The sequence below is a fragment of the Anaerostipes hadrus ATCC 29173 = JCM 17467 genome (assembly GCF_030296915.1).
GTDB lineage: Bacteria > Bacillota > Clostridia > Lachnospirales > Lachnospiraceae > Anaerostipes > Anaerostipes hadrus.
Window position 1 is genome coordinate 1,722,641 of sequence record NZ_AP028031.1, and the last position, 14,831, is coordinate 1,737,471.

Sequence of the window (14,831 nt, forward strand, 5' to 3'; positions counted from 1 at the left end):
TCTAATATCTATCTACATTCAATCACTGCATATGGTTTTTGTTTTTCATCACACAATGCTACCAGTATCCTTTGTTCTTCCCTTGCATATCTTGGATATAGAATATCTCCTTCATACGCCTGTTTTTTATATTCGACCCTCAGCTGTCTGATCTCCAAATCTTGTGGCAGCTGTTCAAATGCTGTTTTGACATACCAGCTGTTATTGACATGATCATTGCTGTCGATCCAGCTTCTTTGTACTTTCACTGGTTCTTTTTCTTCCCATTCTCTGGAAAGTTTAATCTTTCTTGGTTCATATTCCATCTCTAATGGGGCTTCTAATTTGTAGACATCAATTTCTTCTTTGGTTGGTCTGACTGGCATTCCTGTTTCTGTGTTTATATATACCCAGATAGAATTGGCATAAGCTAATCGTTCCCCCTGTGTTGTCTTCATGATAAAATTTCTCGTTGCATGAAACTTGTCAAATCCAGATCCCCATGTTCCAACTGTGATCTTTTCACATTCCTCTGGTCTTCTTTCCAAAACGATCTGCCATGAATTCAGGATCCATGCACGTTTCTTATTGGCAAGATATTCTACTCCAACACCAAGTTCTTCAGACTGAAATGCACTGCAGTCCTGGAAATAATCAACCACTGCCGGAATCGATAATCTGCCACTTCTGTCTATTTCACTGTATCGGATTCTGCTGTCAAATGTATACATGTTTTAGCCTTTCTGATCTTCATATATCCTTACTGATCTTGAGAAAAAAACGACGCAGACACTGTTATCGTTATCTGCGCCATTTTATTATTCTATTTCTGAACGATATTTACAATTCTTCCTGGTACATAAATTTCTTTCACGATATTACCGTTTAATTTATCTCCAAGAACTTCCTTAGCTTTCGCAAGAACAGAATCTTTGTCTTCTTCTGCACCGATGACAAGTTTTCCTTTTACTTTACCATTGATCTGAACAACGATCTCTACTTCATCCTCTTTCATAGCTTCTTCATCATATGTTGGCCATGTCTGAGCAAATACGCTGTCCTCATGTCCCATTGCTTCCCATAATTCTTCTGCAATATGTGGTGCAAATGGTGCGAGTAATACAATTGCTGTCTCTAAAGTTTCTTTGTCAACTCCAGATTTCTTAGCCATTGCTGTTAATGTATTGGTATATTCCATAAATCCACTCACAACTGTATTCAAGCTGAAGTTATTTAAACGTGTTGTGATATCGTAGATCAGTTTATGACGTACTTTTAATAATTCTTTATCAGCTTCTACACCTTTGTCTTTCTGATCCATGATAAGTTTGTAGAATCTTGTTAAGAATCTATGCACTCCATCGATACCGCTTTCATCCCATTCAGCATCTAATTCTGGTGGTCCAACGAACAGTTCGTACATTCTTAAGGAATCACATCCATAATCTCTTACAAGATCATCTGGGGATACGACATTTCCTTTGGATTTACTCATCTTGATACCGTTCTTACCTGTGATCATTCCCTGGTTGAACAGTTTGTGGAATGGTTCATCAAAGTCGATCACTCCGATGTCACATAAGAATTTTGTGTAGAATCTTGAATATAACAGATGCAATACAGCATGTTCTACTCCACCGATATACATATCTACTGGTAAGTATTTGTCTGCTTTCTCTCTAGATACTAATTCTTCATTATTCTTGTTATCGATGTATCTTAAGAAATACCATGATGATCCTGCCCACTGAGGCATTGTGTTTGTCTCACGTTTCGCATCCTTACCACATACAGGACACTTACAGTTTACCCAGTCTTCGATGTCTGCTAATGGAGATTCTCCTGTTCCTGTTGGTTCGTATTTCTCAACTTCTGGTAATGTCAATGGTAATTCTTCTTCTGGTACTGGAACTGCTCCACAGTCTGGGCAATGAACGATAGGAATTGGTTCACCCCAGTAACGCTGACGACTGAATACCCAGTCACGTAACTTATAGTTTGTTGTCTTCTTACCGATTCCCATCTCTTCGATGATCTTTGGTGCTTCTTCTTTTAATTCAGAAGATTCTTTTCCATTCCAGTCTCCGGAATTGATCATAATACCAGATGCTTCTGTGTAAGCTTCTTCCATGTTCTCAATCTCTTTACCATCTTTAGCGATAACCTGAATGATCGGAATGTCAAACTTCTTAGCAAATTCAAAGTCACGGTCATCATGCGCTGGTACACACATGATCGCTCCTGTACCGTAATCTGCAAGTACATAATCAGATAACCAGATTGGTACTTTTGCTCCATTGATCGGGTTGATCGCATAGCTTCCTGTAAATACACCTGTCTTTTCTTTATCCTGCATACGGTCTACAGATGATTTTAGGGATGCCTGATAGATATATTCTTCTACTGCTTCTCTTGTCTCATCTGTTGCAAGATCTTTCGCTAATTCATGTTCTGGAGCTAATACCATAAATGTTGCTCCGTGTAATGTATCTGGACGAGTTGTATAAACTGTGATCTCATCATCTCTTCCATCAACTTTGAAGTTAACTTCTGCACCGTGGCTCTTACCGATCCACTCTGCCTGCATCTTCTTAACTTTCTCTGGCCAGTCAAGTTTATCAAGATCAGCTAACAAACGATCTGCATATGCTGTGATCTTTAACATCCACTGTCTTAAGTTCTTCTTGGTTACGTCTGCACCGCAGCGTTCACACTTACCATTTACTACTTCTTCGTTCGCAAGTCCTGTCTTACATGATGGACACCAGTTGATCGGCATCTGTTTCTCGTATGCAAGGCCTTTCTTGAACATCTTTACGAAGATCCACTGTGTCCATTTGTAGAATTCTGGGTCTGTTGTGTTAACTTCCATATCCCAGTCATAGATTGCGGAAATCTCATTGATCTGGCGTTTGATATTCTTAATATTGGCTTCTGTAGAAATACGAGGATGTGTTCCCATCTTGATCGCATAGTTTTCTGCTGGAAGTCCAAATGCATCCCATCCCATTGGATGAATGACATAGTATCCATTTAATAATTTGTAACGGCTCCATACATCACTGATCACATATCCTCTCCAATGTCCTACATGAAGGCCACTTCCTGATGGATATGGAAACATATCTAAACAGTAATATTTAGGTTTCTTACCGTCATTTACATTGACAGGATGTTCCTGCCAGTGTTTTCTCCACTTTTGTTCGATTGCCTTATGGTTATAAGGTGTTGCCATATTTTATTCCTCCTAGCCGTATCTATCTCTGGCCGTCTTCTTTCTATGCTTTGTGAAAACAGCTGATAAATTCTTTAATCTTATTTATTTTATCATACTGAAATGCCGTGTCAACTCTCCCGTCAAAAAACTTCGAAAAAAAGAAGAATGTATCGTTAAAATACATCCTTCTTTTTAAGATTCCTTACTGCTGTGGCTGTGCTGTTGACTCTGTTGATGTTGTTTGCTGTTCTGTCGTTCCTGTTGTTGCCTGTTCAAACTGAACTTTGATCTGTTTTGTCACTGTCACTCCATTCTTACCTTTGTAAGAAACATTCGCTGCTGTGACTGTTCCTGCCTGATCTTTGACTAGAACAACTGTAACTGTTATATTCGTTCCTGCCACAACCGTTCCATTATCATTGATTGTTACAACTGCACGAACTGCATTGATCACTGTCTGATCTGTACTTGCTGCTGGTGCTGTTACAATTTCAGCAGATGTATTGATCTGGGCATTTACATTTCCTGTTACCGTGATCGTAATCTTCTTTGTTGCTGCTCTATATGGTTTGTTTGTATTCTTCACACTGTACTGTACCGCATATTGTCCAGGTTTACTAAACTTATATGCTTTGGCTTTTGCATATGTATAAGTTGTGTAAGCAGATGCTCCAGGTGCTTTGATCTTCACTGTCATTGCACTTGTTCTGTTAGCTCCACTTCTCATCTTCGCTGTTACACCTGTTACCGCGTTTGCTGTATTAACTTTCACTGTACGGTTCTTTGCTGTGATCACTGGTGCTAATGTATCAACAACTCTTACAACCATCGTCTTTGTTGTTTTAACTCCTAAAGAAGATTTCACTGTATACTTAATACGATATGTTCCTAAAGATTTTGTTGAAAATTTTGCTTTTCTGTATTTACCTTTTACATATTTTGTTGTTGTATATGTAATGTTCTTTGTTAAGCTCTTCTTTGTGATCTTGTCTTTGGCTGTAACTCCTGATTTTACGTTATAAGAAGTTCCATATTCTGCTGTTTGAGCTTTCTTCTTAGCTACTGTCAATGTAGCTTTCTGTTTACGGTATGGGTTCTTCTTGCTTGGATCTGTTGGATCCCAATACTGTCTTCTTGCTGTAGATACCTTGATCCCTTTTGGTTTTCCTAAAGGTCCAGGATTACTGCTGCTATATACAGTAACTTTCGTTCCTAATGCACAATTATCATAGATCCACTTTGCATCTCCTACTGATAAACGGATACATCCATGAGATGCAGTCTGTCCAAGTTTATTAAATTGAACCGTAGACTGTGTTGAAGGATTCTTTTCATAATACCACACGGAATGGAATAAGACTCCTCCATGGACTCTTGTACAGTACTGCCCATAACTTGGTCCCATTAGTGTCTGCCAACGGTACTTGGCTGGTGTATAAAATGTACCTGCTGGTGTATTGGCACCTCCACAAGATACCAGGAATGCTTTGATTGGTTTGTATCTTCCATTCTTTAACTGGTATACGGTTGCTACATTGGCCTGTTTGTTGACTTTGATCCAATACTTTGTATTGGCCGCTTGTGCAGTCTTTGGTGTTGCAAATGAGAATCCAAATGCTGTCACGATCATTAATACCACTGCACAAAGTTTTTTACATCTTAATCGAAATGTTTTCATATTGCTCCTTCCTTTTCGTTCATTCTTCTTATCATTATATCTTTGCATTTTGTTCTTGTAAACACGTAAATTTGTTGTTATTATAATTTTAAAAAAAACTTAAGAATTGTAAGAAAGGATATACATATGTTTCAATTTAATCACTTTAATTTTAACGTTTTAAATCTTGAGAAAAGTTTGGAGTTTTATAAAGAAGCTCTCGGACTTGATGTAGTTCGTGAAAAGGATGCTTCCGACGGAAGTTTTAAAATCGTTTATCTCGGGGATGGATCTTCTGATTTCTTATTAGAACTTACTTGGATGCGTGACCAGAAAGAACCTTATAATCTTGGGGATGAAGAGTTCCATCTGGCTTTGACTGCAGATGATTTTGACAAAGCACACGCACTCCATGAGAAAATGGGATGTGTTTGTTTTGAGAATCATGATATGGGGATTTATTTTATTAATGATCCAGATGGATATTGGATTGAGATCATCCCTGCGAAATAGTATATTGAAAGATATTCTATGTTTTAGGTATTTTTATAAAAAGAAGCAAATCCAAGCGTTTGGCCGGGATTCAATTTCCCGATCACTACTTGAATCTGCTTCTTTTATTATGATACTATATTTTCCTGCAATTTTTCAAATCTTATCTGCAGTTTTTCAAAAATGCTTCATATCCTTTTTCCACTTCATAGATATCGGATTTGCTTGTGATCTCCCATGGTGCATGCATGCTTAACACTGCAACTCCGCAGTCGATGACGTTCATGCTGTAGGCAGCAGGAATGTAGGCGATCGTTCCTCCGCCTCCTTCGTCAACTTTTCCAAGTTCAGCTGTCTGGAAGGCTACTTTTGCTTCATCAAAGATCTTTCTTAACTGAGCGATATATTCTGGGTTTGCATCATTTGACCCTGATTTTCCTCTGGCTCCAGTGTATTTGTTTAATACTAATCCTTTTCCGAAATATGCACAGTTTTTCTTCTCCATTACACTTGGATAGTTTGGATCGAAAGCTGCACTTACATCAGATGATAACATGTAAGAATTCTGCAGCGTTCTTCTAAGCCTCAGATCATTATAATCTCCTGTTAAAGCTAAGATTTCTGCAACTGTATTTTCAAAGAATCTGGAGTGCATTCCTGTTGCTCCAACACTTCCTATTTCTTCTTTGTCTACTAAGATGCAACAAGATGTTCTCTTTGGTGCTTCTACATTTAACATAGCTGCTAAGGATGTATATGCACAGACTCTGTCATCTTGTCCATAAGACATGATCATACTGCGGTCTAATCCAAAGTCTCTTGCTTTTCCAGCTGGTACGACTTCGATCTCTGCGGATAAGAAATCTTCTTCCTCGATTCCATATTCTTCATCGAATAACTGTAACAACTGTTTCTTGACTGCTTCTTTTTCTTCGCCTTTTAATGGTTTGCTTCCGATCAGGACGTTAAGATCTTCTCCTTCTACGATCACATTTCCTTTCTTCTGCATCTGTTTTCCTGATAAATGAATTAAAAGGTCTGTGATCCCCACTACTGGATCTTCATCTTTTTCACCGATACAGATATTGACTTTTGTTCCGTCTTTCTTCACAACAACACCGTGTAATGCCATTGGAAGTGTGACCCATTGATATTTCTTAACTCCACCGTAATAGTGGGTGTCTAATAATGCCATCTCTGTGTCTTCGTATAATGGATTCTGTTTAAGATCCAGTCTTGGTGAGTCGATGTGTGCTCCTAAGATATTTAATCCATCTTCAATCGCATCTTCTCCGATCTGGAATAATGCGATCGTTTTTTCCATCCATGTGCGGTATACTTTGTTACCCGCTTTTAATGGTGTCTGGTTTTTGATCAGTTCTTCTAAATCCTGATATCCAGCTTTCTTTGCCAATTCGATCGACTGTGCTACACATTCACGTTCTGTCTTTCCATTGGATAAGAAATCTTTGTATTCCTTGCAAAGTCCTTCTAATGCCTTGATATCTGCTTCTTCATATGTTGTCCATGCATTTTCTCGATTCATGCTAATGTCTCCTTCCATAGTGCTTCTTTAAACCCGATCAACACAAAATCATCTCCTACAACCAGTGGGCGTTTTACTAACATTCCGTCGGTTGCAAGCAGTTCGTATTGTTCTTCTTCTGACATCTCTGGCAATTTGTCTTTTAACCCTAACTCACGATATTTCATACCGCTTGTGTTAAAAAATCGCTTCAGTGGCAATCCGCTTCTTTCGTGCCAGTCTTTTAACTCTTCGACCGTTGGGTTGTCTTCAATGATATGACGGTCTTCGTAAGATATATCTTGTTCATCCAACCATTTCTTTGCCTTCTTGCAGGTACTGCATTTTGGATATTCTAAAAACAGCATTGTTTCGCCTCCCTTGTTTTCTTATCTGTTTTATCATAGCACATTAGGCTATCAGCGTAAATCTTTGAATTATTTTCTCAAAATAATACCAGTAGTCTTTTTGTTTTACGCTTTGCTTTGCGTAGATTGGAACGCTCTTTTGATTTTTTCCATTGATAAAATATTTGATCTCCCCGACTTTCTGTCCTTCTTTCACGGGTGCATCAATGAAAGAGGGTAAGATACTCTCAATCTTTATCTTATCTGTCTTCTTTACCAGAAATGCTGCCTTGAGATTTCCTGTTTTTAGCAAGACTTTTTCTTTAAGACCATTTTTTATACTTATTTCTTTGATCTTGCTTGTATCTGCAATGATCTCTCGTCTCTCGTAATGATCTGTGACGTATTGAACCAGTTTCCTTACATCCTTCCATTTATAGGTCTTGTGCGGCGGCCACCCACTGGCAAGAACAGAAAATGTCATCGTCATATTCTTCTGCTTTACAGCCCCCACATAGCAATATCCTGCTTTTGAAGTGTATCCTGTCTTCCCAGAAATCACTCCTTGCATGCTGGATAACAAGGCATTGTGATTATTGCAGATAAATCTTCTCTTTCTGCTGCCATCTGTAAATGTATATTGTTTTGTCTGCGTGATTTCAAGAAATTGCTGATTCTTAATACATCGCGCCATGATCTTTGCCAGATCCTGTGCTGTCGTTTCATGCCGTCCTTTCTTATCTATACCATCCAGACCATTTGGTGTTACAAAATGGGTATTCAAAGTACCTAGATTTTCTGCCATCTGATTCATTCTTTTTTCAAATTTTTCCACACTTCCTTCTGCATGTTCTGCTAATACAACTGCACAATCATTATAGGACTCTAACATTAATCCGTAGAGCAGATCTTTGACTTTATACTTTTCCCCTTCTCTCACCCCTAATCTTACTTTCGGCTGCATCGCTGCATTCTTTGAAACTTCTGCCATCTGATCAAGATCACAGTGCTTTAAAATATATAAACATGTTAAAATCTTTGTTGTACTGGCATTCGGCATTTTTTGATCTTTGGATTTCTCATAGAGGATTTTCCCACTTTCAGCATCCATGATCACAGCTGCCTTTGCATTTAAGTTTATTTCTTCTGCTGACACTGCATATATCTGTATACTGCATATTATCACATATAAAAAAACAGAAACAATGGTTTTCATATCCTGTACCCTTCTTTTTTGCTTACTTTAAGGTTCAATTTAATACAAGTATATGGAATCCATTGTCTCTTTATTATAATTTTATGATAAATACCGGCATTGGCGGATTATTTTTCTTATTGGGGAAGTCCTGTCTTGCAATAAAATACTTACGGTCATCTAGCTGACTTAGGTATTCTAGCACCCCATCACGTTCTTCAAAACCACTGTCACCGCCACTGTAAATACAGATGCTCATAATCCCACCTGTCTTTAGCATCCCAAGTCCTGCTTCAACTGCCTGAATCGTCGTGTTGGTCTTTGTTGCAAGATGATGGTCCCCACCTGGAAGATACCCGAGATTAAACATAATACAAGATACTGCCATTTCTTTGACATATTCTTTCATATGCTCATGGCCATCTAAAATCAGTTCTGCATTCATTTTATGTTTATCCAGTTTTTCTCTGGTCTGTCTTAATGCATCTGCCTGCACATCAAAGGCGTAGACTTTTCCGCTTTCTCCTGTTTTACTGCACAGATAATAAGTGTCTCCACCTTTTCCCATCGTTGCATCAATACAGCAGTCTCCTTCTTTGATATATTCATCTAGCACTCGATGAATCCAGTCTGTCATAGTAATTCTCATTTCTTTGATTCCTTTTTAATAATATGTTACAACCGGGTCTCCCTGACTTACAAGTTTGTATAATGTAGCCGCAGCATATGTTGGAAGATTGACACATCCATGAGATCCATTGGATATATATTCGCTTCCTCCAAAAGAACCTCTCCATGGTGCAGAATGAAAACCTACATTTCCAATGAATGGCATCCAGTATTTAACATCAGAACTGTATCCCTGTCCACTTAATGTTGCACTTGGCTGTTTATAAAGGATATATGCAACACACTCCGGTGTCTTACGGTCTGCTGTCATCTTACCTGTAACACAGGATGTTGCGAATTTAAGTTTTCCTTTTTTGAAATAGTAAACCGTCTGTGCTCCCATATCTACTTCTACATAAGTATCTCCGATATCCCCATTGACACCATCGTAAACTTTTCCTTTTTCTCTCCAGTATGGCTCTCGTGTCTCTGTTGTTCCATTTGCTAACATCTTCTTCACAGAAGCCACTTCTTTATCCTTGCTGATACGCCATCCATAAGGTCCACCGTAAATCTTCTTTGTACGTCCATCATGTGTCTTAAACTTGTGCCATCCATACTGTGTATTATATTTGTACATGAATTTCAATACCCAGTTTTCCATGGCATTTTTATCTACTGTATATCCTGAATAGTCTTTCTTGATCTTCAACCAGCTGCTATATGTATTCTTATCAAGAACTACCACTTGTTTTCCAAATTTATATGTAATACTTCCTTTTAATTTTTTGTTCATATCTTTTGTCAGATTGATTAATTTATCATTGTCAGAAGTATACTCTGGATTATCATAGCAGTTTTCTTTATCCAGTGAGATAGTAGAAAGACCATCTTTCACTGCTTCTCCAATCTTCTTAGCTGCTACATCTTTTTTAAGTTCTGTTCCTTCTTCTTCTTTCTGAATCTCGAATTTGCCATCTTTGTATACTGGTTTTGCATTTGCGATCTTGATCATCTTCTTGTTGTTAAATGCATCCAGTTTCTTATAGGCTTTTGTGAAAGACTTTGTATCATATGAATACATTGTCACATTATCATAATGTTCTGAACCAAATAAGCCCTTGATCCATCCAAAAGACCCCTGATCTTCCTTAATCTGTTTAATCTCATCAGCACCTTCAAACTTTGTTCTGAGCTGATCACTTGTTAATGTCTCTGTCTTGTCTTTTCTTTCCTTGATCGTTAATGAATAGTCATTTGCTTTCTTATCAAACATCTCAATCACTTGATCCGCTGTCTTACCAGCAACATTCATTCCATTGATCTTAGTTCCCCAGAAGAATTTATTACTGAAACTAAAACCAATCACTAAATAAATTACCAATACCGCAACAACTGCGATTCCAAGGTAATGTTTCCACGTCAGTTTTTTATTTTCCATTTGTTTTATCCCTCCTAAATACAATTTCATATTATAGTACAATCTTTGTAAAATAACTACACTTTTTTTGTACTTTTATAAAATCAATTTTTCATCAAATATTTAAACTGCTTTGATAATTTTTTAACGTTTTCTCTTGTACTTACTGATACAAAATGTTAGAATATAACTAGTGTGTTAACAATGAAACTATCGTTTCATGGAATTTATTTTTAGGAGGACTTATTATGTCATTCACGCAAGAATATCAAAAAAAATTAACAACTGCTGATGAAGCTGTCAAAGTCGTAAAATCCGGAGATCGTCTGGAATATGGATGGTGTGTTACTACTCCAGTTGCTTTAGACGAAGCTTTAGCAAAACGTATGCCTGATCTTGAAAATATTCAGATTCATGGTGGTATCGTTATGCGTCCATTAGCAATCACTCAGATTGAAAACCCAGCAGATCATTTTACATGGAATTCATGGCATATGGGTGGTTTAGAAAGAAAATGGATCAACGAAGGATTCTCTTTCTACGCTCCGATCCGTTATTCTGAATTACCAAGCTATTACCGTGATTGTCTTCCAGGAACAGATGTTGTTATGATGCAGGTTGCACCTATGGATGCTCATGGATATTTTAACTTTGGTCCAAGTGCTTCTCATACAGCAGCTATGCTTGAAAAAGCAAAATGCGTTATCGTCGAAGTTAATGAAAATATGCCTCGTTGCCTTGGTGGTTTCGAAGAAGGTATCCATATTTCCAAAGTTGACATGATCGTTGAAGGAAACAATCCTGCTATTGACGAATTAGGTGGTGGCGGAGCTGCTACAGAAGTGGATCAGGCAGTTGCAAGACTGATCGTTGATCAGATTCCTGACGGAGCCTGCTTACAGCTTGGAATCGGTGGTATGCCTAACGCTGTAGGATCTTTGATCGCAGAATCCGATTTAAAAGATCTTGGTGTTCATACAGAAATGTATGTTGATGCTTTCGTTGATATTGCAAAAGCCGGTAAGATCACAGGTGCTCACAAGAACATCGACCGTTACCGTCAGACTTATGCTTTCGCAGCAGGTACAAAAAAATTATATGATTATTTAAATGATAACCCAGAGTGCATGAGCGCTCCTGTTGATTATACAAACAGCATCGCTACGATTTCATCTATCGATAACTTTATCTCTATCAACAATGCGGTAGATGTTGACTTATATGGACAGATTAGTGCTGAGTCTTCAGGAATCCGTCAGATCAGTGGTGCCGGTGGACAGCTTGATTTCGTTATGGGTGCTTACTTATCTAATGGTGGAAAGAGTTTTGTATGCTTATCTTCTACTTTCACAAATAAGAAAGGGGAAACATTCTCAAGAATCCTTCCTACATTACATAATGGATCTGTCGTTACAGATACTCGTTCGAATGCTCATTACATCGTTACAGAATATGGTATGGCAAACTTAAAAGGTAAGTCTACATGGGAACGTGCAGAAGCCTTGATCAATATCGCTCATCCAGATTTCAGAGATCAGCTGATCAAAGATGCGGAAACTGCTCATATCTGGAGAAGATCCAACAAATAAGCTAACAATCAATTATTTTAATAATTGTTTTTTAAATTTTCCAAACCAAATAAAAATCCCGGACCTTTTACAGATTCGGGATTTTTATTTGATTATTTAATTTTTACATTTTCTATATTCTTAATGATGATCGTACTGCCTCCGCCTGGCTCTTCAATGATCTCAACATTATCTTTGGTATTATATTCTTCCATCGGAATCTTGATCTCAATTCCTGTATCCGTCTCTAACATCTGATATTCCAGTTTCTTGACTGTATTTTCTTTTGCTACTGTAAATGTATCATATTGCATATCATATCGTTCAATCTTCTCATCAAATTCCTGCTTCTTACCTTGATGATTTCCAAATAGTTTATCCCCGATCTCATTCACCTTAAACGCCTGATTTTCCGTAAATTCTTCTCTTAATCGGCTTTTCATGTCCAAACGTTTCGCAATCCCATCTTCTGGATAATGGTTGTTTATATCGTTAATAACTTTATTTAGAATCTGAAATTTCTTCTTTGGTGCCAGATCTGCATAGCATTGTAAGAATCTCTCAGAAAGATAGTTGATCTTATCCCCGTTCAACATCTCATACTTTTTCTCTACAAGACGTACTTTGTATTCTGTCAGATCGATGATCACTGCTTCTGTAAGCTTTGCCGAATCCGTTGGCATAACTCTTTGTTTCACGATATCATTTGCTTCTGCATCTTCCTCTTCTCGATGTACATAAGTCACTTTGTAATTCATCTTAAGCAGTGCGATATGAATTACACTTTGTACCTGAAAAGTCACACAAAGAAGATCCGCTGCAGGAATCGTTACACTATCACACATGATATCAAACAGATTTTCTCCTAAAACTCTTGTCGCCTCTATAAAGCTCTCATCATCTGATTCTTCCATGCTCTCTAACAAACTTAATACTGGCGAAACACTTCCATTGAACTGACATCTTTTTGCATCATCACTTTCCATGATCTTAAAAATATGTCCTCTGACAAATTCCATTAAATCTGGTCCCATCTCCAAAAGCTGACTGGATAAGCCAAGATATCCTGTGTGGCTGTCCAAAATATGTAAAATTCCTTTTCTGATAATAATATCATCTTTCTGTATATGTTCCATGATTGATTGTCTCCTTTTTGTTTTATCCATTGTGTATCATTTTATCATATCGATCATTTTTACGCAAAAAGAAAGAATCCTGCTATACAGAATTCTTCTACGAAAATAAAAAGTCATGGTTCCCTACACCATGACTTCTTCTAATATGAAAAATCCCCATGTATTCCCACCAATGAAGAATCGGCAACCCCTTGCCGGTAATCTTACTGTGAAGCCCTTCACAAATAAAATCTGTGGAAAACATAAAATTTCATATTCTAATAGGACCAACTTCTGATATTCTCTCGGTATGGCAGATTCTATTATCTGGCTCCCTACTTCCTGACACCAAAAAACCATTCATAGAATTATCTCTTCTATAACGGCTGCCTCTATCTGGATTAAATACCCATATCACATTCCCTTAATGCTAAATGTGGCAACCGGCTGTCATAGTCCAATAAGACCTTAGACCCTTCTGACTTTGCGTCCCTGTCTTTCAACAGGTTTGCCCTATGAATAAATATGAACTTTTAACTATGCATATAGAATATCACACTTTCCATAATCTGTCAATTATTTTTAACAATACATAAAGTCCGCGGAAGTATTGATCCGCGGACTCTTTAAAAATTAAATTCTCAAAAAATGATTATTTAACAACTGCTCTTAATTTTTCTGTTAAAGCTGGAACGATCTTGTTTAAGTCTCCAACAATTCCGTAATCAGCTACATCAAAGATAGGAGCTGTTTCATCTTTGTTGATTGCAACGATGATATCAGATTCTTCCATACCTGCAACGTGCTGGATTGCTCCAGAAATACCAATTGCGAAGTATACGTTAGGACGTACAGTTTTTCCTGTCTGTCCAACCTGGATATCTCTTGGCTGCCATCCGTTATCAACAACGGCACGAGAACAGCTTACTTCTCCTCCGAGAACTTCAGCTAATTCTTTTAACATTCCAAATCCTTCTTCTCCAACTCCACGTCCACCAGATACTAAGATCTTAGCATCCATGATATCTACTGTATCTGTAACAGATTTAACGATATCCATGATTTCAACGTATTTGTTGTCTGGAGTAAATCCAGGATTGTATTCGATAACTTCAGCTTTTGCTCCTTCAATAGGATCAATCTTCTGCATAACACCAGGACGAACTGTTGCCATCTGAGGTCTGTTGTCTGGGCAAGCGATTGTTGCGATCGTATTTCCACCGAATGCTGGACGAGTCATTAATAACTGATTGTGTTTCTGTTCTTTTCCTGGGATTGCTCTTAATGGGAAATCACCGATTTCAAGAACTGTACAGTCAGCTGTTAAACCTGTCTGAACACGTGCAGATACACGAGGTCCAAGGTCACGACCGATTGCTGTCGCACCAACTAACATGATCTCTGGTTTGTATTCATTGATCACAGATGCTAATGCATGTGTATATGGTTCTGTTCTGTATTCTTTTAATTCTGGATCGTCAACTACGATAACTTTATCAGCACCGTATTTTGCAAGATCATCTACTAATCCTTTAACGTCAGAACCTACAAGAACAGCAGTTACGTCTGTATCTAAGTCTTTTGCTAAGTCTTTTGCTTTTCCAAGTAATTCGAATGCGATTCCGCTTAATTCGTTATCTACCTGCTGTGCAAAGACGTATACGCCTCTATATTCTTCTAAACCCATTTTATTCACCACTTTTCCTT

The 14,831-nt window shown here is 37.8% G+C and carries 12 protein-coding genes and 1 riboswitch; of the genes, 2 read left to right on the forward strand and 10 right to left on the reverse strand.

The window, feature by feature from the left end:
- Positions 1-8 precede the first annotated feature (8 nt).
- The 3 genes from QUE18_RS08435 to QUE18_RS08445 form a co-directional block, all read right to left on the reverse strand.
- Entirely contained in the window at positions 9-710 is a 702-nt protein-coding gene (locus QUE18_RS08435) for an acyl-[acyl-carrier-protein] thioesterase (protein WP_009204520.1), read from the reverse strand.
- A 92-nt stretch (positions 711-802) separates the two neighbouring features.
- Positions 803-3,214: a leucine--tRNA ligase gene (gene leuS, locus QUE18_RS08440; protein ID WP_009204519.1), complete on the reverse strand. Its 2,412-nt coding sequence runs from the start codon at positions 3,212-3,214 to the stop codon at positions 803-805.
- Positions 3,215-3,398: 184 nt separating this feature from the next.
- Positions 3,399-4,874 carry a L,D-transpeptidase gene (locus QUE18_RS08445; protein WP_040344529.1) on the reverse strand — a complete coding sequence of 492 codons (1,476 nt, stop codon included), beginning with the start codon at positions 4,872-4,874 and terminating at the stop codon, positions 3,399-3,401.
- A gap of 126 nt (positions 4,875-5,000) precedes the next feature.
- Between QUE18_RS08445 and QUE18_RS08450 the strand changes: the two genes are divergently transcribed.
- Complete coding sequence (locus QUE18_RS08450) at positions 5,001-5,366, forward strand: VOC family protein (RefSeq protein WP_009204517.1); 366 nt, start codon at positions 5,001-5,003, stop codon at positions 5,364-5,366.
- Between the two features lie 142 nt (positions 5,367-5,508).
- Here QUE18_RS08450 and QUE18_RS08455 read toward each other — a convergent pair whose 3' ends face one another.
- From QUE18_RS08455 to QUE18_RS08475, 5 genes are all read right to left on the reverse strand, one after another.
- A complete protein-coding gene (locus tag QUE18_RS08455) occupies positions 5,509-6,891 on the reverse strand; it encodes an aminopeptidase (protein WP_008391512.1) in 1,383 nt (460 codons plus the stop codon).
- A complete protein-coding gene (locus QUE18_RS08460; RefSeq protein WP_009204516.1) occupies positions 6,888-7,238 on the reverse strand; it encodes an arsenate reductase family protein in 351 nt (116 codons plus the stop codon). The genes QUE18_RS08455 and QUE18_RS08460 overlap by 4 nt, the downstream gene beginning before the upstream one ends.
- 43 nt (positions 7,239-7,281) lie before the next feature.
- A complete protein-coding gene (locus tag QUE18_RS08465) occupies positions 7,282-8,433 on the reverse strand; it encodes a D-alanyl-D-alanine carboxypeptidase family protein (RefSeq protein WP_009204515.1) in 1,152 nt (383 codons plus the stop codon).
- Between the two features lie 73 nt (positions 8,434-8,506).
- Positions 8,507-9,061: a tRNA 5-(aminomethyl)-2-thiouridylate-methyltransferase MnmM gene (gene mnmM, locus QUE18_RS08470; protein ID WP_008391517.1), complete on the reverse strand. Its 555-nt coding sequence runs from the start codon at positions 9,059-9,061 to the stop codon at positions 8,507-8,509.
- A 15-nt stretch (positions 9,062-9,076) separates the two neighbouring features.
- Positions 9,077-10,462, reverse strand: a complete 1,386-nt coding sequence (locus QUE18_RS08475; RefSeq protein ID WP_040344527.1) for a L,D-transpeptidase family protein — start codon at positions 10,460-10,462, stop codon at positions 9,077-9,079.
- Positions 10,463-10,689: 227 nt separating this feature from the next.
- Between QUE18_RS08475 and QUE18_RS08480 the strand changes: the two genes are divergently transcribed.
- Complete coding sequence (locus QUE18_RS08480; RefSeq protein ID WP_009204512.1) at positions 10,690-12,030, forward strand: butyryl-CoA:acetate CoA-transferase; 1,341 nt, start codon at positions 10,690-10,692, stop codon at positions 12,028-12,030.
- Between the two features lie 92 nt (positions 12,031-12,122).
- On the opposite strand, the gene QUE18_RS08485 is transcribed toward QUE18_RS08480, so the two are convergent.
- Together QUE18_RS08485 and QUE18_RS08490 are read right to left on the reverse strand one after the other, a co-directional pair.
- The gene (locus QUE18_RS08485) at positions 12,123-13,145 is read right to left on the reverse strand and encodes a nucleoid-associated protein (protein ID WP_015530386.1); all 1,023 of its coding nucleotides are present in this window, start codon (positions 13,143-13,145) and stop codon (positions 12,123-12,125) included.
- 414 nt (positions 13,146-13,559) lie between these two features.
- Positions 13,560-13,647: riboswitch (cyclic di-GMP riboswitch) on the reverse strand.
- A gap of 129 nt (positions 13,648-13,776) precedes the next feature.
- Positions 13,777-14,811: an electron transfer flavoprotein subunit alpha/FixB family protein gene (locus tag QUE18_RS08490; RefSeq protein ID WP_008392573.1), complete on the reverse strand. Its 1,035-nt coding sequence runs from the start codon at positions 14,809-14,811 to the stop codon at positions 13,777-13,779.
- Between the last annotated feature and the right edge of the window lie 20 nt (positions 14,812-14,831).